The organism is Nocardia sp. NPDC050413, assembly GCF_040655475.1.
GTDB classification, from domain to species: domain Bacteria; phylum Actinomycetota; class Actinomycetes; order Mycobacteriales; family Mycobacteriaceae; genus Nocardia; species Nocardia coubleae.
Map to the genome: position 1 here is coordinate 105021 of NZ_JBFAJZ010000009.1, position 26583 is coordinate 131603.

General features: G+C 67.7%; 30 protein-coding genes. 16 read left to right on the forward strand and 14 right to left on the reverse strand.

What is annotated here, in order from left to right:
• Window positions 1-78: 78 nt before the first annotated feature.
• On the reverse strand, window positions 79-1665 hold the full coding sequence (locus tag AB0I19_RS21265; RefSeq protein WP_357150681.1) for an NTF2-like N-terminal transpeptidase domain-containing protein: 1587 nt from the start codon (window positions 1663-1665) through the stop codon (window positions 79-81).
• Window positions 1666-2144: 479 nt separating this feature from the next.
• On the opposite strand from AB0I19_RS21265, the gene AB0I19_RS21270 reads away from it, so the two are divergent.
• The gene (locus AB0I19_RS21270; RefSeq protein ID WP_067497800.1) at window positions 2145-2711 is read left to right on the forward strand and encodes a hypothetical protein; all 567 of its coding nucleotides are present in this window, start codon (window positions 2145-2147) and stop codon (window positions 2709-2711) included.
• A gap of 83 nt (window positions 2712-2794) precedes the next feature.
• Window positions 2795-3247 (forward strand): type II 3-dehydroquinate dehydratase, encoded by a 453-nt coding sequence (gene aroQ, locus AB0I19_RS21275; protein WP_067497745.1) that lies wholly within the window; start codon window positions 2795-2797, stop codon window positions 3245-3247.
• Here the strand turns inward: aroQ and AB0I19_RS21280 are convergent.
• Window positions 3244-3690 carry a nitroreductase/quinone reductase family protein gene (locus AB0I19_RS21280; RefSeq protein ID WP_357150682.1) on the reverse strand — a complete coding sequence of 149 codons (447 nt, stop codon included), beginning with the start codon at window positions 3688-3690 and terminating at the stop codon, window positions 3244-3246. The genes aroQ and AB0I19_RS21280 overlap by 4 nt on opposite strands.
• A 132-nt stretch (window positions 3691-3822) precedes the next feature.
• Here AB0I19_RS21280 and AB0I19_RS21285 point away from each other — a divergent pair, with 132 nt between their 5' ends.
• The 3 genes from AB0I19_RS21285 to AB0I19_RS21295 are packed head-to-tail and all read left to right on the forward strand — an operon-like array spanning window position 3823 to window position 5805.
• Entirely contained in the window at window positions 3823-4743 is a 921-nt protein-coding gene (locus AB0I19_RS21285; protein ID WP_357150683.1) for an ABC transporter ATP-binding protein, read from the forward strand.
• Window positions 4740-5579: an ABC transporter permease gene (locus tag AB0I19_RS21290; RefSeq protein WP_357150684.1), complete on the forward strand. Its 840-nt coding sequence runs from the start codon at window positions 4740-4742 to the stop codon at window positions 5577-5579. Before AB0I19_RS21285 ends, AB0I19_RS21290 begins: the two co-directional genes overlap by 4 nt.
• Entirely contained in the window at window positions 5569-5805 is a 237-nt protein-coding gene (locus AB0I19_RS21295) for a helix-turn-helix transcriptional regulator (RefSeq protein ID WP_067643518.1), read from the forward strand. Before AB0I19_RS21290 ends, AB0I19_RS21295 begins: the two co-directional genes overlap by 11 nt.
• 46 nt (window positions 5806-5851) lie before the next feature.
• Here AB0I19_RS21295 and AB0I19_RS21300 read toward each other — a convergent pair whose 3' ends face one another.
• The gene (locus tag AB0I19_RS21300; RefSeq protein WP_357150685.1) at window positions 5852-6721 is read right to left on the reverse strand and encodes an NAD(P)-binding domain-containing protein; all 870 of its coding nucleotides are present in this window, start codon (window positions 6719-6721) and stop codon (window positions 5852-5854) included.
• 144 nt (window positions 6722-6865) lie between these two features.
• Here AB0I19_RS21300 and AB0I19_RS21305 point away from each other — a divergent pair, with 144 nt between their 5' ends.
• A complete protein-coding gene (locus tag AB0I19_RS21305) occupies window positions 6866-7192 on the forward strand; it encodes a helix-turn-helix domain-containing protein (RefSeq protein ID WP_067497730.1) in 327 nt (108 codons plus the stop codon).
• 8 nt (window positions 7193-7200) lie between these two features.
• Here AB0I19_RS21305 and AB0I19_RS21310 read toward each other — a convergent pair whose 3' ends face one another.
• Window positions 7201-8325: a glycerate kinase gene (locus tag AB0I19_RS21310; protein ID WP_357150686.1), complete on the reverse strand. Its 1125-nt coding sequence runs from the start codon at window positions 8323-8325 to the stop codon at window positions 7201-7203.
• 264 nt (window positions 8326-8589) lie between these two features.
• Between AB0I19_RS21310 and AB0I19_RS21315 the strand changes: the two genes are divergently transcribed.
• The gene (locus AB0I19_RS21315; protein ID WP_067497724.1) at window positions 8590-8901 is read left to right on the forward strand and encodes a GNAT family N-acetyltransferase; all 312 of its coding nucleotides are present in this window, start codon (window positions 8590-8592) and stop codon (window positions 8899-8901) included.
• Here AB0I19_RS21315 and AB0I19_RS21320 read toward each other — a convergent pair.
• The gene (locus AB0I19_RS21320) at window positions 8895-9656 is read right to left on the reverse strand and encodes a 1-acyl-sn-glycerol-3-phosphate acyltransferase (protein ID WP_067643509.1); all 762 of its coding nucleotides are present in this window, start codon (window positions 9654-9656) and stop codon (window positions 8895-8897) included. The genes AB0I19_RS21315 and AB0I19_RS21320 overlap by 7 nt on opposite strands.
• 106 nt (window positions 9657-9762) lie before the next feature.
• Here AB0I19_RS21320 and AB0I19_RS21325 point away from each other — a divergent pair, with 106 nt between their 5' ends.
• Window positions 9763-10401, forward strand: a complete 639-nt coding sequence (locus AB0I19_RS21325) for a YqgE/AlgH family protein (protein WP_357150687.1) — start codon at window positions 9763-9765, stop codon at window positions 10399-10401.
• Between the two features lie 43 nt (window positions 10402-10444).
• On the opposite strand, the gene AB0I19_RS21330 is transcribed toward AB0I19_RS21325, so the two are convergent.
• From AB0I19_RS21330 to AB0I19_RS21340, 3 genes are all read right to left on the reverse strand, one after another.
• Window positions 10445-11227, reverse strand: coding sequence for an ABC transporter permease (locus AB0I19_RS21330; RefSeq protein ID WP_357150688.1), 783 nt, complete (start codon window positions 11225-11227; stop codon window positions 10445-10447).
• Window positions 11224-12180: an ATP-binding cassette domain-containing protein gene (locus AB0I19_RS21335; protein ID WP_357150689.1), complete on the reverse strand. Its 957-nt coding sequence runs from the start codon at window positions 12178-12180 to the stop codon at window positions 11224-11226. Before AB0I19_RS21335 ends, AB0I19_RS21330 begins: the two co-directional genes overlap by 4 nt.
• Window positions 12181-12285: 105 nt before the next feature.
• Entirely contained in the window at window positions 12286-12810 is a 525-nt protein-coding gene (locus AB0I19_RS21340; RefSeq protein ID WP_357150690.1) for an EXLDI protein, read from the reverse strand.
• Between the two features lie 140 nt (window positions 12811-12950).
• Between AB0I19_RS21340 and AB0I19_RS21345 the strand changes: the two genes are divergently transcribed.
• The 5 genes from AB0I19_RS21345 to AB0I19_RS21365 are packed head-to-tail and all read left to right on the forward strand — an operon-like array spanning window position 12951 to window position 17889.
• On the forward strand, window positions 12951-14771 hold the full coding sequence (locus tag AB0I19_RS21345; protein WP_357150691.1) for a thiamine pyrophosphate-binding protein: 1821 nt from the start codon (window positions 12951-12953) through the stop codon (window positions 14769-14771).
• 16 nt (window positions 14772-14787) lie between these two features.
• A complete protein-coding gene (locus AB0I19_RS21350) occupies window positions 14788-15447 on the forward strand; it encodes a hypothetical protein (protein WP_067643499.1) in 660 nt (219 codons plus the stop codon).
• 2 nt (window positions 15448-15449) lie between these two features.
• Entirely contained in the window at window positions 15450-16460 is a 1011-nt protein-coding gene (locus tag AB0I19_RS21355) for a 3-oxoacyl-[acyl-carrier-protein] synthase III C-terminal domain-containing protein (RefSeq protein ID WP_357150692.1), read from the forward strand.
• Window positions 16460-17509, forward strand: coding sequence for an aminotransferase class I/II-fold pyridoxal phosphate-dependent enzyme (locus AB0I19_RS21360; RefSeq protein ID WP_357150693.1), 1050 nt, complete (start codon window positions 16460-16462; stop codon window positions 17507-17509). Before AB0I19_RS21355 ends, AB0I19_RS21360 begins: the two co-directional genes overlap by 1 nt.
• Window positions 17506-17889, forward strand: a complete 384-nt coding sequence (locus tag AB0I19_RS21365; protein WP_067497697.1) for a hypothetical protein — start codon at window positions 17506-17508, stop codon at window positions 17887-17889. The genes AB0I19_RS21360 and AB0I19_RS21365 overlap by 4 nt, the downstream gene beginning before the upstream one ends.
• A 2-nt stretch (window positions 17890-17891) precedes the next feature.
• Here the strand turns inward: AB0I19_RS21365 and AB0I19_RS21370 are convergent, their stop codons facing one another.
• The 3 genes from AB0I19_RS21370 to AB0I19_RS21380 all read right to left on the reverse strand — a co-directional run bounded on the left by AB0I19_RS21370 (window position 17892) and on the right by AB0I19_RS21380 (window position 19114).
• Window positions 17892-18245 (reverse strand): hypothetical protein, encoded by a 354-nt coding sequence (locus AB0I19_RS21370; RefSeq protein WP_067497695.1) that lies wholly within the window; start codon window positions 18243-18245, stop codon window positions 17892-17894.
• A 91-nt stretch (window positions 18246-18336) separates the two neighbouring features.
• Entirely contained in the window at window positions 18337-18633 is a 297-nt protein-coding gene (locus AB0I19_RS21375) for a hypothetical protein (RefSeq protein WP_357150694.1), read from the reverse strand.
• A gap of 73 nt (window positions 18634-18706) precedes the next feature.
• On the reverse strand, window positions 18707-19114 hold the full coding sequence (locus AB0I19_RS21380) for an SdpI family protein (protein ID WP_067497689.1): 408 nt from the start codon (window positions 19112-19114) through the stop codon (window positions 18707-18709).
• A gap of 169 nt (window positions 19115-19283) precedes the next feature.
• Between AB0I19_RS21380 and leuS the strand changes: the two genes are divergently transcribed.
• Window positions 19284-22127 (forward strand): leucine--tRNA ligase, encoded by a 2844-nt coding sequence (gene leuS, locus AB0I19_RS21385; RefSeq protein WP_357150695.1) that lies wholly within the window; start codon window positions 19284-19286, stop codon window positions 22125-22127.
• A 52-nt stretch (window positions 22128-22179) separates the two neighbouring features.
• On the opposite strand, the gene AB0I19_RS21390 is transcribed toward leuS, so the two are convergent.
• Together AB0I19_RS21390 and AB0I19_RS21395 are read right to left on the reverse strand one after the other, a co-directional pair.
• Entirely contained in the window at window positions 22180-22983 is an 804-nt protein-coding gene (locus tag AB0I19_RS21390) for a polysaccharide deacetylase family protein (RefSeq protein ID WP_357150696.1), read from the reverse strand.
• 109 nt (window positions 22984-23092) lie between these two features.
• On the reverse strand, window positions 23093-23782 hold the full coding sequence (locus tag AB0I19_RS21395; protein WP_357150697.1) for an SDR family oxidoreductase: 690 nt from the start codon (window positions 23780-23782) through the stop codon (window positions 23093-23095).
• An 84-nt stretch (window positions 23783-23866) separates the two neighbouring features.
• Between AB0I19_RS21395 and AB0I19_RS21400 the strand changes: the two genes are divergently transcribed.
• On the forward strand, window positions 23867-24412 hold the full coding sequence (locus tag AB0I19_RS21400) for a DUF6069 family protein (protein ID WP_067497675.1): 546 nt from the start codon (window positions 23867-23869) through the stop codon (window positions 24410-24412).
• A 54-nt stretch (window positions 24413-24466) separates the two neighbouring features.
• Window positions 24467-25807 (forward strand): glycogen debranching protein, encoded by a 1341-nt coding sequence (locus tag AB0I19_RS21405; protein ID WP_357150698.1) that lies wholly within the window; start codon window positions 24467-24469, stop codon window positions 25805-25807.
• On the opposite strand, the gene AB0I19_RS21410 is transcribed toward AB0I19_RS21405, so the two are convergent.
• On the reverse strand, window positions 25804-26457 hold the full coding sequence (locus AB0I19_RS21410) for a pentapeptide repeat-containing protein (protein ID WP_357150699.1): 654 nt from the start codon (window positions 26455-26457) through the stop codon (window positions 25804-25806). The genes AB0I19_RS21405 and AB0I19_RS21410 overlap by 4 nt on opposite strands.
• Window positions 26458-26583: the final 126 nt, after the last annotated feature.

The following is a 26583-nucleotide window of genomic DNA, read 5'->3' on the forward strand; positions in this document are numbered from 1 at the left end:
ACCCGCTGCCCAGTCTGGCCGCCGACGCAAGTCTCACCGCACCTGAGTCCGGCCAAATTCCCGGAGAGGCGGAACAGCTCAAGCGTCCGGGGTGGCCAGGGACTTCAGGAGGACGGCGGCCAAGCGGGAGGTGGCGTCACCGCTGTCGACATCGGCTATGTGGACCGCGAACGCCAGGTCGCCCATCGTGGCGAGCAGCCAGCCGTCGGATCCGCCGGTCGCGGCGAACGCGGTGACGTCGCGGAAGCCACGCAGCGCGGCGGTTTCCGGCTTGTTGATGCCCTCGTGCATCATCGCGCGCAAGCGGTCGACGGCGGGTTGGGGCAGGGCGGGGATCGGGTTGTCGACCTTGCCCGGCTTGCCCGCCTCGATCATCGGCGCGGCCACCTCGCCACGTGCGATGGCGGCGGCGGCGAGCGCCATGCCGAACGGGCTGGCCAGCACCGCATCGGAACCGGCGCCCTGACGCACCTGTTCGGTGCTGCGCCCGGGTGCGGCGATCCGTCCGGTGACCTCGTCGAGCCCGGCCACCTTGAAGTCGACACCCACGCCGAGCGCGGCGGCGGCCTCCGAGGCTTCCTGCACCGAAACATCCTGCGGCGCTTTGTTCTTCGTCGCGGCGGCTACCGCGCGGAACAGCTCCATCGTGCCGCCCGCCGGGAACAGCCCGGTGAACGCGATGGGCCCCTTCTCGGTGGCGTAACTGTTCTGCGCGACCGCGACAACGGCACCGGTCGACGGCTGGATCGCCACCACCGAGGCAGGCGTGCCGACGCTGACCACCGCGTCCTCGGCGGCCCGCTGCAGGCGCTGGTCCATGGTCGCGGCGATGTCGGGACCGGCGGGGCCCTGGTATCCGGCCACCTGGTTGACGAACCGTCCGTCGGCCTCGAAGATCTGGACGCCCCAGCCGGCCGTGGCCTCCAGGCTGGCCTTCCACACCTCGCGCAGCGAGTCGAGCATCGGCGACCAGGTGCGGCGGTCGGCGGAGATCAGCTTGGGCTGCTTCTCCATCACCACGCCGGGCACCTTGGCCATCCTCGGCTCCAGAATGGCGAAATCGCCTTCGCGCAGATTCACCGCGACCACCGGCTTGCCCTGTGAGGCGGCGAGCTGCTCCATCAGGTAGGGCCCGGTGATGAGCGGGGCGACGGGTTCGATGGCCTCGGCAAGTGCGTTGGTGGAGGCGACGAGGTCGCCGGTACGGGCGGGATCGATCTTGATGACATTGATGATCTGTTCGGTCATCAGCGGCTCGCCCGCCAGGTCGACCACGCGCGGCGGCGGCTTGGCCGTGGTTCGCACGAGCTTCACGGTGCGGTTGTTCGCCAACTGCGGCATCACCACGGCAGGGTCCCAGCTGATCCGCCAGCCGATGGCGAGCTTGCGGACGGTGCCCTGCAGCGTGTAGCTCCAGTCCTTGTTCTCGCCGAAGTTCCAGGCCACGTCCATGCTGAAAATGGCCGACTGCGCGTCGAGATCGATGACCTGGGTCTTCTCGTAGTCGACGGTGCCCGACTGCAGGCCCTCGAACATTTGCTTGATGGTTGCCGAAGCGGCGGCCGGGTAGGAGGTCAGGTCGGCGGCTTTGGTGTAGTCCTGTTTGTCGAGCAGCTCGGTGAACCGCTGGACCACGGTCTCGGACTCACTCGTCTTCCCACCCACGCCGCACGAGCACAGTGCCATGGCGAGGGTCGCAACCCCCGCGATCGCCATTGCGCCCCGGACGCGAAAGCGGCGGGATCCCCACACATCCATATCGCCCACTCTTCACTCTTGCCACTCCGGTAACAAAACAACCGTACCGGAAGTTGACCCGTCTCCGATGCCCCGGTAAACGGGACGCTATCCGACCTCAGCACATCGATTGTGCCCGAACTCCGACCCCGTGAGGGGGTGATTTCGAACCTCGCCCTGCCAGTGGCAACAACTGGCGCGCTTACCGTACCGGCAGGCCCGCGCACTTGTGAGTATCTCGCATCGTCTGGCGATTCACAGCGAGGGTACCCATCGACACTCCCAACCAATCGCGCGCCACCGGCCGTCCGATTTCGCGTTCACCCACGGCACAATCGCGCACCCGAATTTCGGCGTAATCTTGTAATCACTGCAATACATGCACTCTCCGACAGCAGGTGATCATCATGCGCAACGCACATCGCGAACGCGGATTCGGCCGTCCCGGCGGCTGGCAACAGGCCGACCTACCCGACGCGGCCGACGCCGCCGACTGGTTCGCCGGACGATTGCCCGCCGACTGGTTCACCGGCCCGCCCGAACTCGAGATCGACCGCGACGAGATCGTCGTCGTCGGTGAACTCCCCGATCCCGGCGACGCGGACGCACCCGCCTCGGCGGCGACCCGCGAGGGCGCGCTCGCTCGCTTCCGCGAGTCGACCCGCCCGGCGCGCATGCGCATCGCCGACGAGGCCCAGCGCCGGTACGGGCGAAGTGTCGCCTGGGGCGTTCGCGTGAACGGTGAGCGAATCCTGTTCACCCACTTGGCCGTTCCCGTGATGACCCGCCTGCGTCAGCCCGAACGCCAGGTGCTCGACACCCTGATCGATGCGGGCGTCGCCCGTTCCCGCGCCGACGCGCTGGCCTGGACGGTGAAGCTGGCGGGCAAGCACGCCGAGAGCTGGTTGGCCGAATTGCGCGAAGCCATGCGCAAAGTGGACGACCTACGCGCGGAAGGCCCTACCGGCCTCTGAGTTCCACGGCCCCGGCACACGGAATGTCCGCCCCGACGACGGTGCGACGATCCGGCGCCGGGGCCGCGGGTTAGGCTCGACGCATGGAGACGTCCGTGCAGGCCACCGGTCCGATTCTCGTGCTGAACGGGCCGAACCTGAACATGCTCGGCACCCGTCAACCACAGATCTACGGCTCCGACACCCTCGACGACGTGGTCGCCCTCTGCGAACGCACGGCGGCCCGCTTCGGGCGCGAGGTGGTGGCCTTCCAGTCCAATCACGAAGGTGCCCTGATCGATCGGATCCATCAGGCGCGCGGCGTCGAGTCGGCCATCGTCGTGAATCCCGGTGGCCTCACCCATACTTCGGTCGCCCTGCGCGATGCCCTGGTGATCCCGGAGGTCCCGATCGTCGAGGTGCACATCAGCAATGTGCATGCCCGCGAGGAATTCCGGCACCACTCCTTCGTCTCCCCCATCGCCACCGCCGTCATCGCCGGACTCGGCATCCAGGGTTACGCGGCGGCGATCGAGTTCCTGAGCACGCGGGTCTAGGCCAGGCGGAAGACGGGGAATCCCGGCGCGATCGCGGCGAGTTCCTCGTCGGTCGAGTCCTTACCGACACCCTCGAAGAAGGCGCCGACCTCCCAGCCGAATTTCTTCAGGTAGAGGCGCAGCACCGGCACCTTGTCCGCGTCGGGAACCTCGGTGGCCGAGAAGGTTTCGGCCTTGCGGCCGAGCCGCAGTTCGCCCCCACCCGCGACGCGCAGATTGCGCACCCATTGAGTGTGGCCGCGTGGCGCGACCAGATAACGCGTGCCGTCGGCGTCGGCGAGCACGTTCACCATGGTGGTGCGCCATTCGCCGCTGGTGCGGCCGCGCACGGCGAGCAGCCGCGAACCCATGATGCTGATGCCGAGTCTCGGCAGCCAATTGACGACTCCGAGCAGTGTCGCCTCGATACCCGAGGGAGCCAGGTAGCGACTCGCGTTCTCCATGCCCCAAGCATGTCAGCCGTCGATCGGGAGCGAGCGTCGAGATCCGATTTGCCCGTTTTCGCAAAAGCATTGCCGCGATGAGATGTAGTACATATGCTACATCTCATCGAAGGTCGATGACTGGGAGGAATCATGGCTTCGAGTAACGGCGTCGTTCTCGACGTCCAGCGGTTGCGGATGCGCTACGACGAGGCGGATGTGCTGCACGATGTGACATTTCAGGCCACACGCGGGGAGGTGCTCGTCATGCTCGGGCCGAACGGCGCGGGCAAAACCACCACGATCGAGATCCTCGAGGGGTTCCGCAGGAGGTCGGCCGGTCGGGTCGACGTGCTGGGGGCCGATCCCGAACACGGTGACGAACACTGGCGCGCCAGGGTGGGTGTGGTGCTGCAGTCCTGGCGCGATCACGCGAAATGGCGTGTGCGCGAACTACTTCAGCACCTCGGCACCTACTACCGTCCCTACGCCACGGCGAATATCCAACGGCCCTGGGACACAGACGAGCTCATCGAACTCGTCGGCCTCACCGAGCAGGCGGGCGCGAAGATCGCCACGCTCTCGGGTGGGCAGCGGCGCAGGCTCGATGTGGCCATCGGCATCGTCGGCAGGCCCGAACTGCTGTTCATGGACGAGCCGACCGCCGGTTTCGACCCGGCCGCGCGCCGCGATTTCCACGATCTGGTGCACCGGCTGGCCGATCTGGAGAACACCACCGTCCTGCTCACCACCCACGATCTCGACGAGGCCGAGAAGCTGGCCGACCGCATCCTGATCCTGGCCGGTGGGCGGGTGATCGCCGACGGGTCACCCGACGCGCTCGCCCGCTCGATCGCGGGGGAAGCGCAGGTGAGCTGGACCGTCGACGATCAGCGGTTCGTGCACACCACCACCGAGTCCACCAAGTTCGTGCACGAGCTGTTCACCCAGCACGGCACCGACATCGCCGACCTCGAGGTGCGCCGCGCCTCGCTGGAAGACACCTATATGACACTGGTCCGGCGCGCCGAGTCCGGCGAGACCGTCCACGCCCTCACGGAGGTGACCCGATGAACACCGCTCTGCGCGCCGGTTTCGCCCGCGGCCTGATCGAATTGCGGCAGGTCTACACCAACGCGCCCGATCTGATCGGCCAATTCCTCACCCCGGCAATCACTCTCGGAGTGCTGTTCCTGCTGCGCGACCGCGACTACGGCGACAGCGGGCTCGGTATCGCCGAGCTGGCGGTACCCGGCCTGCTCGGCAGCATCATCGCCTTCAACGGGATGTACGCCATCCTCAATGTGCTGGTGCTCGACCGCGAGGACGGCACGCTGCTGCGGGCCAAAGCGGTGCCCAAGGGCATGGCCGGCTACTTCGTCGGCAAAATCGTGAGCACCACGGGGGCGGTGGTGGCGCAGGTGGTTATCGTGCTCGGTGTGGGAATGGCGATCATCGGCGGCTCCTCGCTGAGCGGACCCGGCGCGGTGGCGACCTTCGCGTGGGTGCTCGTGCTCGGCCTGCTGGCCGTGCTGCCGATCGGCGCCATCCTCGGCAGCGTGCTCGACACCAGGACGGCCTTCCTGCTGACCATCCCGCTGATGGGCCTGATCGCGATCTCCGGCGTCTTCTACCCGATCACCGCGCTGCCCGGCTGGTTGCAGGTGCTCGGCCAGCTGTTCCCGATGTACTGGCTCGCCCTCGGCATGCGCTCGGCGCTGCTGCCCGGCGAGGCCGTCGGCATCGAACTCGACCAGTCCTGGCGTCATCTGGAAACAGTTGGGGTCCTCGGCATCTGGGCCGTCGTCGGCTTGGCTCTCGCCCCGGTCGTGCTGCGCCGGATGGCCGAGCACGAGTCGGGCGCGACCATGGCGACGCGCCGGGACAAGGCGATGCAGCGTGCCTTCTGAGGTCATCTACAACCGCATCGCGATGCTGCGCGCCGAGCGCGGCATCTCCCGGCGCGACCTCGCCGAAGCACTCGGTGTGCACTACCAGACCATCGGCTACCTCGAACGCGGCGAATACAGCCCGAGCCTGCACCTGGCGCTGCGCATCGCGGCCTATTTCGAGGTAGCCGTGGAGGTGGTGTTCTCCACCGAGCCGTTCCCCCGGCTCGGCACCGGAACGGCCTAGAACGAGCGAACCGTCCGACCCCACGTCGGACGGTTTCGCCGCTGCCTCAGGAGTTCTCGCCGCGCATCAGCTCATAGGTCGACACGGGCTTGCCCGCGACCTCGCTGGCCGCGATGGCCTTGCGCCAGAACGACTGCGCCAGGTGCGAGAACGCGGCGTCGACACCGACCTCCTCGCTGGCGTCGATGATGTGCTGCGCGCCCGCGTCCATCATCTTCAGGCTGGCCAGGTCGGCCCAGCCGCCGTTCTGGTTCGCCACCGAGAACTGCTCCATGAAGTACGGGAACGCCTCGCTGGCGCGGACCGCGAACGGAACGAACTGGGCGATGTCGTGACCGGACTTCGAGATCACGGCGGTGGCCTGGTCGAAGGCGAGCAACCAGGGGTGGAAGATCACCAGCAACGCCTGGTAGAAGACCTGCGCCAGGCCGTCGTCGGCGCCGAGGTACTCCTGCGGGCTCAGCGGGCGCAGCAGGTCGGCGTGCGCGTCGAACACCGCCTTGGGGCCGCTGTAGAAGATGTAGGACGCGGGATGGGCGATATTGTCGCCCGCCGACATCACCCCACCCGAGAAGAACTCGGCGCCGCGCTCACGCACCCACTTGGCACCCGCCCGCGCCTTCTCCGGCGAATCGGAGGACAGGTTGGCGATCACCTTGCCGGGCAGGTGGTCGACCGCCTGGCCGAGCACGTCGTACATGGCGTCGTAGTGGGTGAGGCTGAGCACCGACACCTCGTTGGCGTCGAGCGCCTCGGCGACGGTCTCGGCCCGCTTGGCCCCCAGGGCGACCATGGCGTCGACCTTGGCGGTGCTGCGGTTCCACACGGTCACCTCGACGCCCGCCTCGAGGAAGGCCTTGACCATGGACTGACCCATCGGGCCCAGGCCGAGAACGGAAACTGATCGGGTACTCATGGTGTAGCCCTTCGCTTTTTCGATACGGATTGGTTCGGCGCCGGTTTCCATGGTGTCGGCGTGGGCAGCGCGCGGGAAGACCGCACGTCGCAGTGCGGTTGCTTACCTATAGGTTCGAAATACGGTCAGAAGGGTGCGCAGACGATGAGCAGTGACGCAGATCACCAGGTGTGTGGTATGAGCCTGGCTATCGACGTGGTCGGCGGCAAATGGAAACTGCACCTGATGTGGGTGCTCGGCGAAGGGCCGCAGCGATTCGGCAACATCCGGCGGCTGCTCGACGGTGTGAGCGAGAAGGTGCTCACCGAGAACTTGCGCCATCTCGAGGCGGCCGGGGTGGTGCGTCGCGAGATCTTTCCGGAGATCCCGCCGCGCGTCGAATACTCGCTGACCCCGCTCGGCGAAACGCTGCGCGACGCGCTCGCCCCGCTCGAGGCGTGGGGCGACCGGCATCGCGCCGTGCTGGTGTGACCGGCGGGCTACAGGTGTTCGCGGGCGATGCGCTCGCCGATGCGCTCGAGTAGTTTCCCGGCGGTCAGCATCGACCGCGCCGCGTCGGGTTCCAGGTCGCTGAGCGGGTAGCAGGCGGCGAACCCCGCGGCGCGAATCTCGCCCGGCGACAGCATCGTCCGGCCCACCGCCGCCACCACTGGCACGCGCGCCGCATTGGCCGCCGCCGCGACACCCACGGGCGCCTTGCCGTGCATGCTCTGGTGATCGAGCGACCCTTCACCCGTCACCACCAGCGTCGCCCCCTTGACAAGCGCGGTGAATTCGAGCAGCTCGAGCAGCACGTCGATGCCGCTGCGGACCTCGGCGCCGAGGACGGCAAGCGCCCCGAAACCGGTGCCGCCCGCCGCGCCCGCACCCCCGATCTCGGCATAGCCGGTGCCCAGGATGGCAGCCCAATTGGTGAGTGCCGCTTCGAGTTTCACCATCATGTGCCGGTCGGCGCCCTTCTGCGGCGAGTACACCGCCACCGCACCGGCCGGTCCGAGCAGCGGGTTGTCGACATCGCAGGCAAGGGTGAACCGTGCCCGCGCGACAGCGGGATGCAGCCCCGCCCGGTCGACGGCCGCCACCCGGCTCAGCAGGGTGACGACATCCATCGCGGTGCCGTCCAGTTCGTCGTTGTTCTCGTCGAGCAGGCGCAGGCCGAGCGCGCGCAGCAGACCCGACCCACCATCGGTCGAGGCACTTCCGCCGAGCCCGAGCACGATCTCGCGCGCCCCCGCGTCCAGCGCGTGCGCCACCACAACACCCAGACCGAAGGTGTCGGCCCGCAACGGCGCGAGCCTGCCACCGGGAAGTTTCACCAACCCGACCGCCGCGGCCAACTCCACCACCGCGGTCTCGTCGCGCATCGCGTACACCGCCCGCGAAGGCTCACCCGTCGGCCCCGGCGCGTCGATCTCGACCCGCTGCCACCCGGCCGCCGCGAAGGCCTCGACCATCCCGTCGCCACCGTCGGCCACCGGCACCGCCCGCACATCGGCCCCGGGCGCCCGGCGCCTGATCCCCACCCCCAACGCGGCCGCCACCTCGGGCGCGGTCAGCGAACCCTTGAACTTGTCAGGGGCAAGCACCACTCGAGGACCACTCATCCCGACATTCTCCGGGCAAACCCCAGAACCCGCCACCGTCTTCGACAACACCACTGCGCGAGAACGCACCACCCCGCCTTCCCGGCCCCGCACTCCCCGACCTCGAGGAGGGGACGCCGCGAAGCGGCGGTTCGCGGCCGTCCCGACGATCAGGTGCCGTGGCGTAGGCGACGAAGGAGCAAGCCACGGTGCCTGATCGTCGGGACCGGCGGGGCCGCGAACTCGAGCGCGCCAGCGCTCCAACAAACACTGTAGCTTCTACACATGGCGACCGAGGTCCGCGAAAATACCGCGCTGGAGCGGTTCGAACTCATCTCCGACGGTACCCCCGCCGGCTACATCGAATACCAGGACACCGGTGCCGAACGCGCCCTCGTCCACACCGAGATCTACCCGGAATTCCAGGGTCGCGGATTGGGGAACACGCTGGTCGAGTCCGCGCTGACGACCAGCCGTAAGGAAGGGTTCGAGGTGCTGCCGATGTGTTCGATGGTGCTGCACTTCATCACCGAAAACCCCCGCTACATCTCCCTGGTCCCCCAGGGAGCCAGGGAGATGTTCGGGCTGCCTCAGTAGTTGGCGACGGCGCCGTCGACGGCGGCTTGCAGTTCGTCCTTGACAAGACGGGCGATATCGCCCGGCCGGGCGGGTAGCTCCAGCACGGGCGTTCGGAAGTAGAAGCTCGACGACACCACCTCGTCGGCGCCGGGTTCGATCGCGTCGGCGGGGCGCGGCCCGTAACTCAAGCCGATGGCGACCAACGCGGGCGGTGCGCCGAGTTTGGCGGCACGGAAGGCGATGTGGCCGATGCCGCTGCCGACCGGCTGCACCGTCTTGTGGTCGACGAGGTTGCAGGTGCCCTCGGGGAAGACCGCGAGGTGATCGCCGTCGGCGAGGCGCTGGGCGCACACGTCCATCATGCGCTGACCAGCCGCGTTCACCGCGCGGATGCCGTGGTCCTTGCCCCGGAACACCGGGATCCCGCCCATCATGTCGACCTTGCGGCGCTGTTCGGGATCGGCGAACAGTTCGTCCTTGGCCAGCACACGTACCCGGCCGATCTTGGCGCGCAGCGGGGACCGCCAGGCCGCGGCGGCGACGGTGTACGGGTCGCTCGTGGACAGGTGGTTGATGGCGTAGATGATCGGCCGCTTGCCGCGCACCAGCGCGGCGACCTGCGCCTTGGCGCCCTCGGCGTAGCTGATCCTCGGCCGGAACCGCCGGGCGAGCACCGCGTAGGAAGCCAGCGCCTTCCACCGGTTCTGCCGATGTCGCAGGTAGTAGTCGTACACGGCGTCGCTGTCGTCGAGCAGGACTTCGGGCGTGTGCATGACGCGACCCTACCGGGCAGCGCCGGGCCGGTCGGGGCGAGATATTTTCCGGTTCTCCCCGGGTCGAGGGAAGCGCGGGACACCCATCCAATGCGATGATGGGCCGGTGGCACGCGGAGACGACCCGGACGAACGCCGGACTCGCGACGGGCACGGCGACGACCGACGGCGCGGACAGCTCGGTGCCCGCATCCGTGCCGGTAACCTGCTGGTGTCCGCGATCGACCTGGTAGAACCTACTTTTCGGCGGACAGTCGTGTACGTCATCGAGCACAACGACGCGGGCAGTCTCGGCGTGGTGCTCAACCGCCCGAGCGAGACCCCGGTGCGCGATGTGCTGCCGCTGTGGGCCGACTTGGTGGCCGAGCCGGCCGAGCTCTACATCGGTGGTCCGGTGAAACGCGACGCCGCGCTGTGCCTCGGCGTGCTCCGGGTCGGCGCCGAGATCGGCGAGGTGCGCGGGCTGCGCCGGGTGGACGGGCGCGTGGTGCTCGTGGACCTGGACGCCGATCCCGACGAGATCGCCCCGCTGGTGGAGGGCATCCGCATCTTCGCCGGGTACGCGGGCTGGTCGATGGGTCAGCTCGAGGGTGAACTAGACAACGACGACTGGGTGGTGGTGTCGGCGTTGCCGTCGGACCCGGTCGCGACCGATCGCCACGACCTGTGGGCAGGGGTGTTGCGGCGTCAGCCGTTGCCGCTGTCGCTGCTGGCCACCCACCCGATCGAGCTGGAACGCAACTGAAAGTCCGGCCACCCCTGGCGAGGTGGCCGGACCGTGTTGTCTCTCAGCGGGTTTGCTTGCGGAAGATCGACTTCGACCAGAGGAACCCGCCACCGGCGATCACCGCGCACCAGGCCAGCGAGACCCAGCCGTTCACACCGATCTCGGTGCTCATCAGCAGCCCGCGCAGGGTTTCGGTGATGGGTGTGAACGGCTGGTACTCGGCGAACTGACGCAGGCCGACCGGCATGGTGTCGGTGGCGACCAGGCCGCTGCCGAGGAACGGCATCATCACGATGGGAAACGGTGCGTTGCTGGCGCTTTCGGCGTTCGGCGACAGCAGGCCGAGGGCGATGGCGAGCCAGACGAAGGCGAAGGTCACCAGCGCGAGCAACCCGAAGGCCCCCACCCATTCCAGAGCGTTGGCGTTGGGCCGGAACCCGATGAGCAGCGCCACGGCGGTCATCACCGTGATACCCGCCATCGCTTGGATGAGTGCGCCGAGCACATGGCCGGTGAGCATCGAGGATTGCGAAATCGCCATCACCCGAAAGCGGTTCACGATGCCCTTGCTGGCGTCGGTGGCTATCGAGACCGCCACCGACACCGTCATGTACGCGGGCAGCAGCAACAGCATGCCGGGGGCGAGGTAGTCGATGTACTCACCGCCGGAAGACTTTTCGAGCGCGCCGCCGAACACGTAGTTGAACACGAGCAGCAGCACGATCGGCATGATGATGATGCTGAACGTCATGCTCGGGTAGCGCTTGGCGTGGGTGATGTTGCGGCGCAACATCGTCATGGTGTCGGCGAACGTATGATCGCGCCGGACGGTCTGGGTGGTCATCGCACGGTCTCCTGAGTGGTCGGCTTGCCGGTGAGGGTGAGGAACACGTCGTCGAGGTTCGGGGTGTGCACCGAGATGCCGCCCGCCTCGATCCGATTGGCGTCGAGCACATCGAGCACGGCGCGCAGTGAACGCACGCCGCCGTCGCCCGGGACGGCCAGGGTGAGGCCGTCGCTGCCTTCGAGCACCTGCGCCGAGGAACCGAGGGCGAAACGCGCCGCGTCGAGGCGGGCACGGTCGGCGAAGTCGATGCGGATGTGTCCGCCGGGGATGAGTCGTTTGAGTTCCGCCGCGGTGCCTTCGGCGACGATGCGGCCCTGATCGAGCACCGCGATGCGGTCGGCCAGCTGGTCGGCTTCCTCCAGGTACTGGGTGGTGAGGAAGACGGTGACGCCGAGGTCGTCGACGAGCGTGCGGATGATGTCCCAGATGGAGCGGCGGCTGCGCGGGTCGAGGCCGGTCGTCGGTTCGTCGAGGAAGATGATGCGCGGATCGCCGACGAGGGTCATGGCCAGGTCGAGTCTGCGGGTCATGCCGCCGGAGTAGGTGCTCGCCGGTTTGTCGGCGGCCTCGACGAGGTCGAACCGCTCCAGCAGTTCGGTGGCGAGGCTGCGGATCTTCCGCTTCGGGAGGTGGTTCAGGGCGCCCATGAGCTCGAGGTTCTCGCGGCCGGTGAGCAACTCGTCGACGGCGGCGAACTGGCCCGTCACGCCGATGAGTTCGCGCACGTCGTCGACCGAGGCGCGTACGTCGTGGCCACCGACCCGGATCTCGCCGTCGTCGGCGCCGATCAGGGTGGTGAGGATCTGCACGGTGGTGGTCTTGCCCGCGCCGTTGGGCCCGAGCAGGGAGAAGATCGTGCCCTCGGCGACGGTGAGGTCGATGCCGTCGAGAACCGTGTGCTCGCCGTACGCCTTGCGCAGGCCGCGGGCGGTGATGGCCGGGTGAACCATGGTCGTCCCTTTCCAGAAGATTGCATTCATTGGTGCGAATAAGTGCATGTTTTAGCCACACCGCCCCCTCGGGGCCGCGGTGTCGATGAGAGTTGTTGTGGTGCGCTAGATGTCGAGGTCTTCGATGCGCGGGTGCGCGGTGACCTCTTCGACCTTGCGGTACAGGTTGTCGGGGATCCGGTCCTTCAGGTCCTTCGGATCGTCGAGGATCTCGTACTCGTAGTCGCCCCAGTCGGTGGCCTGGTCGCCGATGCCGAGCAAGCGCCGCCAGTTCTTCCAGTCCTTCAGGTCACCGAGGTCGTCGGACGGGTAGTCCTTCCACTTCGCGGTGTGGGTGGCGAGCACGAACTTGCCCTTGCGGCTGCGATACACCTGCTGGTGCAGCGTCCGCTTGTCGGTCATATCACGCCATTCGCCCAGCAGAACGCCCTGGAAGCGCACCTGCCGCACGCCGTCACGACCGACCCTCAGGACGACCTCGTCGAACCCGGCCGCACGACCCTCCTCCGACTCGATGAGCTTGCGCAGCGCGCTGACCACCGTGCTGGAGAGATTGCCGCCGACGAGCTCCTGAGCCCGCTGGAACACCGGCAGATCGTCGTCGGATACGTAGATCGTCTTGTTGGGCATGAACCCAATATACATAGATGTATACGTACACACAAGGGTTGGTATTCGCCCACCCTCTGAACTCGGCGTAGGTGTCCCACGTAATCCGAGGTGACGGCGGTGATCACCGCCGAGTTTCGCGTGGCGGAGAAGGAGTGCCGATGCCGGACCGAGTGGTGGACTACCTGGTGCGGGCGGTGGCCGACCGGGGCATCGGCCAGATCTTCGGCGTCGACGGCGCCAATATCGAAGACCTCTACGACGCGATCTTCGACGCGGGCGGTCACCCGGCCGGGATCATCGCCAAACACGAGTTCTCGGCGGCGGCCATGGCCGACGGGTACGCGCGCAGCACCGGCGGACTCGGGGTCGTCGCGGCCACGTCCGGCGGTGGTGCGGTGAATCTGGTTGCCGGGCTGGCGGAGTCATTCGCATCGCGGGTGCCGGTTCTGGCGCTGGTCGGTCAGCCGCCGACGAGCCTGGAAGGTCGCGGCGCGTTCCAGGATTCCAGTGGACTGGCCGAATCTCTCGACGCGGCAGCAATGTTCGCGACTGTGAGCCGATATTGCGCGCGGGTCACCAGTGCGGCCGAGGTACCGAGGCAGCTTGCGGAGGCTCTCGCGGCAGCAGAGCAAGGCGGCCCCGCGGTTCTATTGCTGCCCAAGGATATTCAGCAGCACGCGATGCCCGATTCGGTCGCGGCCTACACCACAACCGGGAGTGGGCAACGGCCCATGGTGGATGTCCGGACGACTACCAGATCGGCCACCTCGACCACCGCCGTCTACGAGCAGAGCCCACTTGGAGAGCCTGCCGCCTCGCCCTCCGCCGCGGACGAGCGCTGCGGCCGCGCCGTGGCCGCTACCGCATCCACCGACGTCGGCCAGCGCGACGCGCTGGCCGCGGTCGCCGCCGAACTCGCCGCAGCCCGCAGGACCGGAAAAGTCGTCGTGATCGCAGGCGGCCAGGTGGCCCGGGACAGTGCTCGCGCCGAATTGGCGACGCTGGTGGAGAGTCTCGACGCCTCGATCGGCGTGGCGCCCGACGCGAAGGATGTGTATTCCAACACCGGCCCCGGCTTCTGCGGTGTCGCGGGCAGCATGGGTCACGCCGACCTGATCGAGGCGCTCGAATCGGCGAGTGCCTGCCTGCTGGTCGGCACCCGCCTCCCCGTCACCGCCCGCGCGGGCCTCGACGACGTCCTCGCCGGGCTACACCTGCTCAGCGTCGGAGCGCTGGCCCCCTACCTGCCCGCCACGCACGCGACCAGCATCGACCTGGCGACCGCGCTGACCGTCCTACGTCCCGAGCGGCACCACTCCGTGGTCGACCACGACGCAGCCGTAACCCCGCGCACCGAACCGCACAACACCGACCTCACCCTGATGTCGGTTCCGGCCGCCGACGGGCCCGGCCTGCGCTACCGCACAGTCGTGGAGGCGATTCAGCGCGAACTGCCCGAGGGCGCCGACATTTTCGCCGATGCGGGTAACACCGGCGCCTCGGTGGTGCATTACCTACGGGTGCCCGAGGGTGGACGATTCGTCGTCGCGCTCGGCATGGGTGGCATGGGTTATGCGTTCGGCGCCGGAATCGGTTCGGCGTTCGCCCGCGGTGCCGCCCACCGCACCGTCGTGATCGCCGGCGACGGGTCGTTCTTCATGCACGGCATGGAGATCCACACCGCCGTCGAATACGACCTGCCGATCACCTTCGTGGTGTTCAACAACAACGCGCACGCCATGTGCGTCACCCGTGAACAGATCTATTACCGAGATCGATACAGCTTCAACCGTTTCCGCACCACACGTCTCGGGGCGGGCATCGCCGCCATGTTCCCCGGGCTACCCGCCCACATCGTCGACGAACCCGCCGAACTCGACGCGACGCTGCGCCGTTGCCTGAACACCGACGGTCCGTCCTTCGTCGAAATCCTTTGCGACCCCGACGAAATTCCGCCGTTCCTGCCCTTCCTTTCCTGACAACGAGGAGAACACCGTGACAACTAGTGCCCTGCCCGCACTCAGCGACATTCCCGGCCAGACGGTACCCGGCGTGCTGCGCATCGAGAACTCGGATCGGGAGGCGACGACCCCGATCATCATGGACATGCTGCGTTCGGTGTACCCGCACGACCAGATCTTCGGCGACTACTGCCCGGTCCAGACCTATATCGACGCACCGCCACGCGAGGTCTTCGAGTATCTCGCCGACACCCGTTCGCTCGAGGAATGGACCTACAGCCTGCGCGGGTTCACCGAAACCGACGAACCGGGGCTGTGGCTTTCCTACGACCGGCTCGGTGACGAGACCAAGTGTTTCACCCGCACCGTCGCCCATTCCGACGCGATGACCGTCGACTATCACTGCGCCTGGGACCAATCCGAGCACCTGTGGATGATCTACCTGATGCGGGTGGTCGACGCGCAAGTGGTGTTCCACAAGCCCGGTTCGGTGGTGCTGTGGGTGAACTGCAAGCACCCCTTCTACGACGAGAACGGTTATCCCGAGACCGCGCCGCCGAAGCGGCCGGTGTGGGTCGGCGATTTCTGGGACATGTTCTCCGCCGGTCACCAGCTGGAGCTGGACAACCTCAAGGCCATTTGTGAATACCGCGCGGCCAACGGGCTGCCGATCAAGCCGGAGTGGATGCAGTGAGCATGCCGTCAGTGAGTCTGGTCGATGTCGCGAGTTACCTGCCCGGTGACCCGGTGCCGACCGAATACTTCACCCAGTTCTCCCGCTCGGAGCGGATGGCCAAGAACGTGATGTTCCGTTCGCCCACCGGGCGCCACCATGTGGGGCGCGACGAAACCGCCGTCGACATGGCCGAACGCGCCTTCGACGTGCTGCGCGAACGCCACGGCGCCGACCTCGCCGCCGAGATCGACATCATCATCACCCACACCCAGCTGCCCGACAATCCGGTGCTCGGCGCCGCACCCGAGCTGGCCCGCAGGCTCGGTGCGCGCCCCACCCAGGTGCTCGACGTGCACAACAGCGGCTGCGCGGCCTTCGTGCACATGATGGCGATGGCGCGGATGATGATGGCGACGAGCGACGCGAAGACAGCGCTGATCGTCGCGGCCCAGAATTGCGCGGGCCCGGTGTTCACCCAGCCCGACATCCGCAAACTCGCCCAGGCCCCGGTGCCCGGCGACGGTTGCGGAATCGGTCTGCTGCGCAAGGACGATTCGGCGCCGATTCTGGATATCGAATGCCGCACCTACCCAGAATTCGCGGGCGATATGGACTTCACCACCAACGGCACCCGCAAGTACTGGGAACCGGGTGAGGGCCAGGGGTGCGTGAGTTTCTCCGAATCGAAGATCACCAAGGTGTTCGCGCGCGGTAACCGGCTCGTTCCGGAAGTGGCGCTCGCGGTGTGTGATCGGATCGGGGTGAAGAGCCGCGATATCGATACTTTCGTCACCAATCAGCCCAATCGGCTGTTCCTGCGCAATTGGCACGACGCGCTGGAATTGCCCGCCGACCGTCACCCGGACACCTTCGACCGGTGCGGAAACCTTTTCGCCGCAGGCATTCCCGTGACGCTCGACGTGGAGAACCAGGCCGGACGATTGCGCAATGGTTCGGTTGTGCTGCTGTCGGCGTTCGCGCACGCGGGTGACTTCGCCGGCGCCGCGGCGGTGCGCTGGGGAGCGGCGTGATGAGTGTGCGGTTGGTCGAGCCGACCATCCCGTCACAGCGGTTCGGCAGCGAACCGGTACCGACCGCGTTCGACCTCGGACTGAGCGAGAATCCTTTTCCGCCTTTGCCTTCTGTGCTCACGGCGGTGAAAGAGACACTCACTCACGCCAATCGGTACCCCGAATTTCTTCCGCAGGAACTGCCTCGGATCATCGCCACGCATCTCGGTGTCTCCTCCGCCGACGTGGTGGTCGGCGCCGGGGCCACCGGGGTCGCGATGCAGGTGATGCGCGCCCTGGGTGGCGGTGAACTCGTCACGGGCACACCGACATTCGACGGGTATCCGATCATGGCGGAAATGGTCGGGATGACGGTCGTCCCGGTGCCGCTCGATCTCTCCGGCAACCAGGATCTCACCGCCATGCGGCGTGCGGTGAACCGGCGGACGGCGCTCGTCGTGCTGTGCAGGCCGCACAATCCGACCGGGACGGTGCTCGACGCGGGCGCCGTTCGCAAGTTCGTCGCGGCGGTGCCGCAGCGGGTGCCGGTGCTGCTCGACGAGGCCTACGTCGAATTCCTCGCGGCGGGCGATCGGCTCGATCTGCATGCTCTGCTTGCCCGGCATCCGAACGTGCTCGTCCTTCGCACGTTCTCCAAGGCGTACGGGCTGGCGGGACTGCGTATCGGCTACTGCGTCGGGCGCGGTGCGCTCATCGAGCGGGTCCGTGCGCAGCAGTTGCCGTTCGGGGTCGCCACCGCCTCGGTCGCCGCGGTGCGGGCCGCCTACGCGGCAGGCGAGGAACTGCGCGAGCGGGTGGAGCGCATCAACCGGGAACGCGATGTGTTGCGCTTGTCGTTGCGGGCTTGCGGTTTCGACATCCCGGAAAGTCACGCGAACTTCCTGTACCTGCCGGGGCCCGGCGTGGCGACGGCGCTGCGCCGGGCCGGGATCGAAGCCAAGGCCTATCCCGACGGCAGCGCCCGCATCGCGGTAGGCGATCCGGCGGCGGGACGCGCCGTGCACGCTGCCCTCGCCTGGCTGCGCGGAGGTGGTTTCATGACGACATGATCCGCAGGTGCACCCGAGTGTTCGTCGCCAACCCGGCCCCGGCGGTCGGCACCGCCAGCCGTACGCTGCTGCGCCTGCGGCTGGCGGGCCGCGACATCGTCGTCCGCCGCACCCGTATCGTTCCCGGCGGCACCAGCGGCTGGCATTTCCACGACGGAACGTTGTTCGTGCTGGTCACCCGCGGTGTGCTCGACCATCCCTACCTTGCTCGCGGACCCGCCGAATATCGCCGGTTCCGGCTGTTCCGCGAGCCGAGCGGGCCGCACAACGCCCACGTCGCCCGCAACAACGGGACCACCGAGGTCCGCATCCTCGTGCTCTACGTGAACCCGGCGGGTGCGCCGCTGTCACGTCAGGTGCCAGCCCCGTCGGGCGGCTGATTTCAGCAGCTGCCGCCTCCACCGCAACTACTACTGCTGCCCCCACCGCAGCTGCTCGACGAGCTCGAACCGGAGTCACAGCTGCTCGACGAACCGCCGCCGTCCGACCAGTTGCTGGACGAGCCGCCCGCATAACCGCCGTTGTAGGTCCAGTCGCTACCACTGGACCAGCGGTCGTTCCGGTTCCGGCGCTGACGCGGGCCCGGCCGGTACTGCGGAGACTGCCGAGATCCCGAATCGAGTGCCGCCTGCAAAATCGCGGCGAGAATGGCCAGCGGAACGAACACCACCATCGCCACAACCAGAACAGCGACGCCAACACTGAGAACCGTGCCGACGAGATCGACGAAACTCATGGCTCCTCCTGATTCGGGATCTGCCTCTCGATCCCGAATCTAGGTGCGCCACCTTGCGATTCACTTACCGCGAACTAGCAGTGGCACCCGGTCAGCTGCCGCCTCCGCAGCCACCACCACCGCCGCAGCCGCCACCACCGCCGCCATCTCCGGAGTGACCACCACCGCCACCGCCCCAGTCGAAGAACCCCGCCGCCGACCAACCGCCACCAGTGGCACCCGCCGCGCCGGCACGACGAGCCTGCGGCTTCGTCAACAGGACCCGCTCACGCCTGCTCTGCACGATGCCGACGACGAACAGCACCCCCGCGAGCACGAACAAGGCGATGCCGAGCCAAGGAACGAAGCTGACGGCGACCACGCCACCGAACGCTACGAGAACCACCACTCCGAAAATCATCATGAACCCCCCGGTAAGTACCTACTTCCGTTGTACCGGAAGGGCGGCGGTGAGACCAGGATCAGTTGGCGGGGGCGCAGGTGTCGCGGAGGGAGCAGCTGCCGCAGGAGGAGCCGCAGCCGCCGGCCGGGGCGGGGGGCAGGAGGGGTTCTACCGTGCGGGCGGCGGCGTTCGCGCCCGCGCCGAGGGTGAAGATCGCGATCACGGCGACGGCGGCGGCTACGCCGAGGGCGGCGAAACCGCCTGCGACCAGGACCACGAGGCCGCCGGCGAACAGCAGGGCGCCCGCGCCGACGGAGGTGGGGGCGGCGATGCGGTTGGCGATGCGGAAATTGTCGTCGCTGTGCAGGGCCGCCTCGGTGGTGACACCGAGGAAACGATTGCGGGGCAACTTGCCGAGCAGCCCGAGCACACCGGTCGTGATGGCGACCGCGGCCAGCGCGAAGAGCAGAAGAGCGACGACGACCATTCATGCAGGCTAGCGCACCCTTGTCGAGTACCGATCCGGTGCTCCCCGCCGAGGTGACCCGCCGCACAGCGCGCCTCGCTGCGCAGCCCTTCGGAAATGAATTCGCCACGACGTTCTACCCTGTTAGACGATGTTTACCCCTGATCGGCGAGAACAAGAAGGCGGGACCGTGCAGGACACTCGTGCGACCGAGAGTGACGTACCTCAGCACCGGTACAACGCCGAGCTGGCGGGGCGGATCGAACAGCGCTGGCAGCGCAACTGGGCCGAACGCGGCACCTTCAACGCGCCCAACCCGGTCGGGCCGCTCGCGGGCGACACCCCCGACGACAAGCTGTTCATCCAGGACATGTTCCCGTTCCCGTCGGGCGCTGGCCTGCACGTGGGCCACCCGCTCGGCTACATCGCCACCGACGTGTTCGGCCGCTACCACCGCATGCGCGGGCGCAATGTGCTGCACGCGCTCGGCTACGACGCCTTCGGCCTGCCCGCCGAGCAGTACGCCGTGCAGACCGGTGCGCACCCGCGCGTCACCACCGAGTCGAACATCGCGACGATGCAGCGTCAGCTGGACCGGCTCGGCCTCGGCCACGACCCGCGTCGCTCCTTCGCCACCACCGATCCCGAGTACTACCGGTGGACGCAGTGGATCTTCCTGCGCATCTACAACGCCTGGTACGACCAGGAGGCCGGTCGCGCCCGGCCGATCGCCGAGCTCGAAGAGCAGTTCGCCGGCGGTGCGCGTCCGGTACCCGAGGGCGACTGGGCATCGCTGAGCGCCACCGAGCGTACGGCCCTGCTCGACTCGTATCGCCTGGTCTACCAGTCTGATTCGATCGTCAACTGGTGCCCGGGCCTCGGCACGGTGCTGTCCAACGAAGAGGTCACCGCCGACGGGCGAAGCGAACGCGGCAACTTCCCGGTGTTCCGTAAGCGCATGTGGCAGTGGATGATGCGGATCACCGCCTACGCCGACCGCCTCGTCGACGACCTGGACGAGCTGGACTGGCCCGACAACGTGAAGTCCATGCAGCGCAACTGGATCGGGCGTTCGCGCGGTGCGCAGGTGCGTTTCGACGCCCCCGAGGGCGAGACCATCGAGGTCTTCACCACCCGGCCCGACACCCTGTTCGGCGCCACCTATGTGGTGCTCGCGCCGGAGCACGAGCTGGTCGACAAGCTGACCGCCACCGCCTGGCCCGCCGACACCGACGCCCGCTGGACCAACGACAGCGCCACCCCGGCGGAAGCCGTTGCGGCGTACCGCAAGTCGATCGCGGCCAAGTCGGATCTGGAGCGGCAGGAGAACAAGGAGAAGACCGGCGTCTTCCTCGGCTCCTACGCCACCAACCCCGCCGACGGCCGCCAGGTGCCGATCTTCATCGCCGACTACGTGCTGAGCGGGTACGGCACCGGCGCCATCATGGCCGTGCCCGGCCACGACCAGCGCGACTGGGACTTCGCCTCCACCCTCGGCCTGCCGATCGTCGAGGTGATCTCCGGCGGCGACATCACCGAGGCGGCCTGGTCGGGTGAGGGCGAGCTGGTGAATTCCGGCTTCCTGAACGGACTTTCGGTCGACGAGGCGAAGGCGGCCATGATCGGTCGCCTGGAGGCCGAGGGCCACGGCACCGGGAAGATCCAGTACAAGCTGCGCGACTGGCTGTTCGCGCGGCAGCGGTACTGGGGTGAGCCGTTCCCCATCGTCTACGACGCCGACGGTGTCGCACACGCCCTGCCGGAATCCATGCTGCCCGTGGAACTTCCGGAGATGGAGGACTTCGCGCCGGTCACCTTCGATCCCGACGACGCGAACTCCGAGCCGTCCCCGCCGCTGGCCAAGGCCACCGACTGGGTGAACGTGGAACTCGACCTGGGCGACGGGCCCAAGCAGTACCGCCGCGACACCAATGTCATGCCCAACTGGGCGGGTAGCTCCTGGTACCAGCTGCGCTACGCCGATCCGACCAATACCGAGACGTTCTGCGCCGAGGAGAACGAGAAGTACTGGCTCGGCCCGCGCACCGACAAGCACGGCCCGAACGACCCGGGTGGCGTCGACCTGTACGTCGGCGGTGTCGAGCACGCGGTGCTGCACCTGCTCTACGCGCGCTTCTGGCAGAAGGTGCTGTTCGACCTGGGCGATGTGTCGGGCAGCGAGCCCTACCGCCGCCTCTACAACCAGGGTTACGTGCAGGGTTACGCCTACACCGACGAGCGCGGTGCGTACGTGCCCGCCGCCGAGGTGGTGGAGCGTGACTCGAAGTTCTTCTGGACCGGTCCCGACGGCGTCGAGATCGAGGTGGCCCAGGAATACGGCAAGATCGGCAAGTCGCTGAAGAACGCCATCTCCCCCGACGAGATGTGCGACCTGTACGGCGCCGACACCTTCCGGTTCTACGAGATGTCGATGGGACCGCTGGACACCTCGCGTCCGTGGGCGACCAAGGACGTCGTCGGCGCGCACCGCTTCCTGCAGCGGGTGTGGCGACTGGTGGTCGACGAGGAGACCGGCGCGGTGAAGGCCACCGATGCCGCACCGTCCGACGAGACGCTGCGCCTGGTGCACCGCACCATCGCCGGTGTCGACGAGGACCTGGCCGCCCTGCGCGACAACACCGCGGGCGCGAAGCTGATCGAGCTGACCAACCACCTGACCAAGAACTACCCCGACGGCGCACCGCGCGCGGCCGTGGAACCCCTGGTCCTGATGCTCGCTCCGCTGGCGCCTCACATCGCCGAGGAACTGTGGGAACGGCTGGGCCACAACACTTCCCTGGCCCACGGCCCCTTCCCGACCGCCGATCCGGCGCTGCTCGTGGCGGATTCGGTGGAGTACCCGATTCAGGTGAAGGGCAAGGTGCGCAGCCGGATCCAGGTGCCCGCCGACGCCGACCCGGCCGCGATCGAGGCGGCCGCGCTGGCCGACGAGAAGGTCTTGGCGCTGCTCGAGGGCGCGGCTCCCCGCAAGGTGATCGTAGTGCCGGGCAAGATGGTGAATATCGTGCCGTAGCCGATGAGCTACCGATGGGCCGGCGAGTTCTGTTCTCGCCGGCCCATTTTTGTCAGGATCGAACCTCGAGCACGTCGTTCAGTGTGACCAGCGACAGGTTGCGCTCGCGGATGATGTCGACGAGTTGTCCGTAGCAGTGGGTGACCGGCGGGAAGTTGGCGTGGCCGATGATGATGGTCTGCGTGGCGAAATACTTTCGGGCGCACTCCATCAGGTACTCCTCGGTGATGAGACCCGAGTCGGACAGGGAGCCGTACCACATGGTCGGCACGGTGTAGCCGAGGTCGGCGGCGATCTTGTCGACCGTGGCGTTGTGGTAGCCGAAGGGCGGGCGATAGAACGGGGTGCCGTCGACACCGAAGTTGTTGTGCAGGAAGGTTTTCGTGCGGCTCAGCTGGTCGACGACCCCGTCGGCGCCGATCTTGGTGAGTGCCTCGTGGCTCCAGGTGTGGTTGCCGAGCTGGATCTGACCCGAGTCGACCAGCGGGCGCAGGGCATCTCGATGGATGGTCCAGGCCTCGAACGAACCGGTGACGAAGAAGGTGAAGCGGGCGCCGGTGTCCTCGGCCCACTTGATGTAGGCGCCGACCACCTCCGGGCTCGCGCCGTCGTCGACGGTGAGGGCCATGCTCGAGCCCTGACCGGGCAGGGCGGTGATCGTCTCGGCGCCGATGATCGACTTCGGACCGCCCGGCGGCGGAGGCAGCACCAGTTGCTTCGGCGTCGGTGCGGGCGGCGGTGGGACCGGCACGACCGCCTCGCCGACGGGCGCGGTCTCGCCACCCGCGCTGGCACAACCGGCCAGTGCCCCGACCGTCCCCGCGGCGAGCAAGGTCAGCATTCGACGTCTGTCCATCCACTCCTCCTCATGACCGGATGCGATCGGCACAGCTCAGCGGGACGGTAGCCCGAGATTCCCTCGAAGAGAAGAACCAGGGACCACTTTGGGACGAACAATGTCCCCGTCAGCGCGGCCGGAGAACGATCTCCGTCGGATGCGCGTCGCGCGGAGTGTCGACGGCGTTTCGCACCGCCTGCGCCACCGTTTCGGCGGTGAGAAATTCCTCGGGACGGTACTCCCGCCCCTCCTCAGCCACGATCGCCTGCTGCATATCCGTATCGATGCGACCGGGGAATATCGAGGTGACGCGCAACTGCGGCTCCTCCAGCCGCAATGCGTCCGCGAAGGCCCGCAACCCGAACTTGCTCGCCGCGTACGAACCCCACCCCGCGTTGGCCCGCAGCCCCGCACCCGAATTGATCAGCACCACATGCCCGTTCGCGGCGCGCAGCGCGGGAAGCAGCAGCCTGGTGAGCTCGGCGACGGCGATCAGATTGACCTCGAGCGTGTTGCGCCACTGGTCGAGCGAGGATTCTGCGACGGTGCCGAGATCGGCGATGCCCGCGTTGTGTACGAGCACGTCGAGCCGCTCGATGCGCGCGGCGGCCTCGGCGACAGCCGGATAGTCGGTGAGCGGCACCGGCCAACCGGTCGCGCCCGGCAGCTCGTCCAGGATCGGTGTCAGCGAGTCGGCGGAACGGGCGCCGAGCAGCAGATCGTAGGTCGGAGCGAGGTCGCGGGCGATGGCGGCGCCGAGGCCGCGGCTCGCGCCGGTGATGAGGGCAATCGGAGCGGGAGTACTTGTCACCGTCATAGGCCCCACGCTAATCCGGCGTACGGATACCGACACCTGTGCGTTCCTCGGGCGGATGTCGGCGTGCACTAGTACCGTCGCACTATGACCGATCCCCGGTACAACTACGGACCCTCGGACCCGCAGTATCCGCAGCAGCAGGGCCAGCCGCACTACGGCCAGGGCCAGTACGCCCCGCAGCCGGGCGAACCCCAGGAGCCCAAGGTCAATGTGGGCAAGCTGTGGGCGGGCGGCATCGGGACGGCCGTCGTCGCCGCGCTGCTCGCGGTCGTCGCGATCATGCTCGTGCGCGGTGTGCTCGGCATCGCGATCCTCTCCCCGGAGGGTGCGGGCGCCTATGGCACCGTCTCCACCACGTCGTATGCCGTCGCCGCCGCGGGTGCCGCCCTGTTGGCCACCGCGCTGCTGATGGTGCTGCTGCTGGCGATGCCGAGTCCGATGACGTTCTTCACCTGGATCTGCCTGTTGCTCACGGCCGTGGCGGTGATCCTGCCGTTCACCTTCGTCGCCGATATCGAGGCCAAGATCGCGACCGCGGTCATCAACCTGGTGCTCGGGTTGTGCATCACCACCATGCTCAGTTCGGTCGGCACGGCGTCGCAGAATGTCACCCGCGAGACCGGGTACTGATCGTCACAGTCATGTCGGGATGCCATCGGTGCTGCTCCGCCGCAGAATAGGGAGATGACCGACCCGGGTTTCACCCCCACGCAGCTCGCGGCACGCGCCGCCTACCTTCTGCGCGGCAACGACCTGGGCACCATGACCAGTGCCGCGCCGCGCCTGTATCCGCACATGTGGAGCTGGGACGCGGCGTTCGTCGCGGTCGGGCTCGCGCCGTTGAGCGTGGAGCGGGCGGTCGTCGAACTCGACACGCTGCTGTCGGCGCAGTGGAAGAACGGGATGATCCCGCACATCGTGTTCGCCAATGGTGTCGACGGGTATTTCCCGGGGCCCGCGCGTTGGGAGTGCCGCAGGCTGGCCGCCAACGCCCCCGAGGGACCCGACACCTCCGGCATCACCCAGCCGCCGGTGCATGCCATCGCGGTGCAGCGCATTCTCGACCATTCGCGCAGGCACGGGCGTTCCACGCGGGCGGTGGCGCAGGAGTTCCTGAATCGGCGGTGGCCGGATCTGGTGCGCTGGCACCGGTGGCTCGCCCATGCGCGCGACCCCAAGGAGAACGGCCGGATCACGCTGTACCACGGGTGGGAATCCGGCATGGACAACTCGCCGCGCTGGGACCGCGCCTACGCCAATGTCGTTCCCGGCGTGGATCTTCCGCCGTATCGCCGGGCCGACACCGTCGTCATCTCCGACCCCACCCAGCGTCCGAGCGACCGGGAGTACGACCGGTACCTGTGGTTGGTCGAACAGATGCGGCGCGCCAACTACGACGACTTCCAGCTCACCTCGGTGATGAGTTTCGCCGTGGAGGACGTGTTCGTCTCCGCGATCTTCGCGCTGGCCTGCGAGGTGCTCGCCGATATCGGCGAGGAGTACAAGCAGCCGCATTCCGATGTGCGTGAACTGCACGGCTGGGCGGCGCGCTTCCGCAAGGGTGTGGCGGCCACGGCCGACGAACGGACCGGTGCCGCAAAGGATTACGACGTGCGGTTGGGCCGGTGGATCAGCACCGAGACGCTGGCCATGTTCGCGCCGCTGATCTCGGGCGGGCTGTCCCGGCCCGCCGAACGCGCCCTGCTCAACACCTTCGAGGGGCCACGCTTCTGCGGCCACCCCGACCTGCGCTACGCCCTGCCACCGTCGACTTCCCCCGTCGCCAAGGACTTCCGTCCCCGCGAATACTGGCGCGGCCCCGTCTGGCCGGTCATGAGCTGGCTGTTCTCCTGGGCCTTCGCCCGCCGAGGCTGGGCCGAACGCGCCTACCTCCTGCGCGCCGAAGGCCTCCGCCAAGCCGCCGACGGCTCCTTCGCCGAGTACTACGAGCCCTTCACCGGCGCCCCGCTCGGCAGCATGCAACAGTCCTGGACGGCCGCCTCGGTCCTCGACTGGCTGGGCTAGCTTCCGAGCTCCACCGTGATGCCCAGCTCGCGGGCCAGTGTGGCGGCCAACGTTTCGAGGTCACCGCCCTGGATCGTCGCCCCACGCAACGCCGTGACCCCGTAGATGCCGGTGAGATCGCAGTCTTCGAAACGAAGGTCCTGGTGAATGCGGGCTCCGGTGAACCGGGCACCCGCGAGATTGCAGCGTTCGAAGCGCACGTTGCGGAAGTCGGTGCGCTGGAAATCGGCCTGGCGCAGATCGCAGTCCCGGAAAACGACCTTGCTCAACCGGGATTCGGCGAACGACGCCATGTCGGCTCGCGTCGACTCCACGAGCACGTCACGCAGAACCCCTGCGGTCCATGACAACCCGGTGATCCGGCCGTTGCCGACCACACTTTCGAACATCGAGGAATCATCGGCCTGCACATTCGCCAGATCACACACCTGCAATTCCGATTCCGCGATAGTGGCCTGCCGCAACAAAGTCGGGAACCGCACACTCACGAACCGGCAGCCCTCGGCACCGAACCCGTACACCTGCGCATCGGCGAAATCGATGTCCCGATACTCGACCCCGGAAACCTCGCGTTCCGCCACCGGATCGTCATCGGGCGAAACCGCGGCTCGCAGCTCCCCCAGCACCTCCACGCCCGGCTCGAACCGCACCCGCCTACCCACCTTCACACCACTCCCATCGCCGCCGTGCGCCCAACATACGTCCACCCACCGACGAATCCTGACGCGGCGGTGACATGACAAAGCCGCTACCCGCCCAGTCGGGTAGCGGCTTCG

What these genes read in the sequence shown, in the direction of transcription:
- AB0I19_RS21270 (WP_067497800.1), top strand. Translation starts at nt 2,145, where the DNA reads ATGCGCAACGCACATCGCGAACGCGGATTCGGCCGTCCCGGCGGCTGG.
- aroQ (WP_067497745.1), top strand. Translation starts at nt 2,795, where the DNA reads ATGGAGACGTCCGTGCAGGCCACCGGTCCGATTCTCGTGCTGAACGGG.
- AB0I19_RS21280 (WP_357150682.1), bottom strand. Translation starts at nt 3,690, where the DNA reads ATGGAGAACGCGAGTCGCTACCTGGCTCCCTCGGGTATCGAGGCGACA.
- AB0I19_RS21285 (WP_357150683.1), top strand. Translation starts at nt 3,823, where the DNA reads ATGGCTTCGAGTAACGGCGTCGTTCTCGACGTCCAGCGGTTGCGGATG.
- AB0I19_RS21290 (WP_357150684.1), top strand. Translation starts at nt 4,740, where the DNA reads ATGAACACCGCTCTGCGCGCCGGTTTCGCCCGCGGCCTGATCGAATTG.
- AB0I19_RS21300 (WP_357150685.1), bottom strand. Translation starts at nt 6,721, where the DNA reads ATGAGTACCCGATCAGTTTCCGTTCTCGGCCTGGGCCCGATGGGTCAG.
- AB0I19_RS21305 (WP_067497730.1), top strand. Translation starts at nt 6,866, where the DNA reads ATGAGCAGTGACGCAGATCACCAGGTGTGTGGTATGAGCCTGGCTATC.
- AB0I19_RS21310 (WP_357150686.1), bottom strand. Translation starts at nt 8,325, where the DNA reads ATGAGTGGTCCTCGAGTGGTGCTTGCCCCTGACAAGTTCAAGGGTTCG.
- AB0I19_RS21315 (WP_067497724.1), top strand. Translation starts at nt 8,590, where the DNA reads ATGGCGACCGAGGTCCGCGAAAATACCGCGCTGGAGCGGTTCGAACTC.
- AB0I19_RS21320 (WP_067643509.1), bottom strand. Translation starts at nt 9,656, where the DNA reads ATGCACACGCCCGAAGTCCTGCTCGACGACAGCGACGCCGTGTACGAC.
- AB0I19_RS21330 (WP_357150688.1), bottom strand. Translation starts at nt 11,227, where the DNA reads ATGACCACCCAGACCGTCCGGCGCGATCATACGTTCGCCGACACCATG.
- AB0I19_RS21335 (WP_357150689.1), bottom strand. Translation starts at nt 12,180, where the DNA reads ATGGTTCACCCGGCCATCACCGCCCGCGGCCTGCGCAAGGCGTACGGC.
- AB0I19_RS21340 (WP_357150690.1), bottom strand. Translation starts at nt 12,810, where the DNA reads ATGCCCAACAAGACGATCTACGTATCCGACGACGATCTGCCGGTGTTC.
- AB0I19_RS21345 (WP_357150691.1), top strand. Translation starts at nt 12,951, where the DNA reads ATGCCGGACCGAGTGGTGGACTACCTGGTGCGGGCGGTGGCCGACCGG.
- AB0I19_RS21355 (WP_357150692.1), top strand. Translation starts at nt 15,450, where the DNA reads ATGCCGTCAGTGAGTCTGGTCGATGTCGCGAGTTACCTGCCCGGTGAC.
- AB0I19_RS21360 (WP_357150693.1), top strand. Translation starts at nt 16,460, where the DNA reads ATGAGTGTGCGGTTGGTCGAGCCGACCATCCCGTCACAGCGGTTCGGC.
- AB0I19_RS21365 (WP_067497697.1), top strand. Translation starts at nt 17,506, where the DNA reads ATGATCCGCAGGTGCACCCGAGTGTTCGTCGCCAACCCGGCCCCGGCG.
- AB0I19_RS21370 (WP_067497695.1), bottom strand. Translation starts at nt 18,245, where the DNA reads ATGAGTTTCGTCGATCTCGTCGGCACGGTTCTCAGTGTTGGCGTCGCT.
- AB0I19_RS21380 (WP_067497689.1), bottom strand. Translation starts at nt 19,114, where the DNA reads ATGGTCGTCGTCGCTCTTCTGCTCTTCGCGCTGGCCGCGGTCGCCATC.
- AB0I19_RS21390 (WP_357150696.1), bottom strand. Translation starts at nt 22,983, where the DNA reads ATGGACAGACGTCGAATGCTGACCTTGCTCGCCGCGGGGACGGTCGGG.
- AB0I19_RS21395 (WP_357150697.1), bottom strand. Translation starts at nt 23,782, where the DNA reads ATGACGGTGACAAGTACTCCCGCTCCGATTGCCCTCATCACCGGCGCG.
- AB0I19_RS21400 (WP_067497675.1), top strand. Translation starts at nt 23,867, where the DNA reads ATGACCGATCCCCGGTACAACTACGGACCCTCGGACCCGCAGTATCCG.
- AB0I19_RS21405 (WP_357150698.1), top strand. Translation starts at nt 24,467, where the DNA reads ATGACCGACCCGGGTTTCACCCCCACGCAGCTCGCGGCACGCGCCGCC.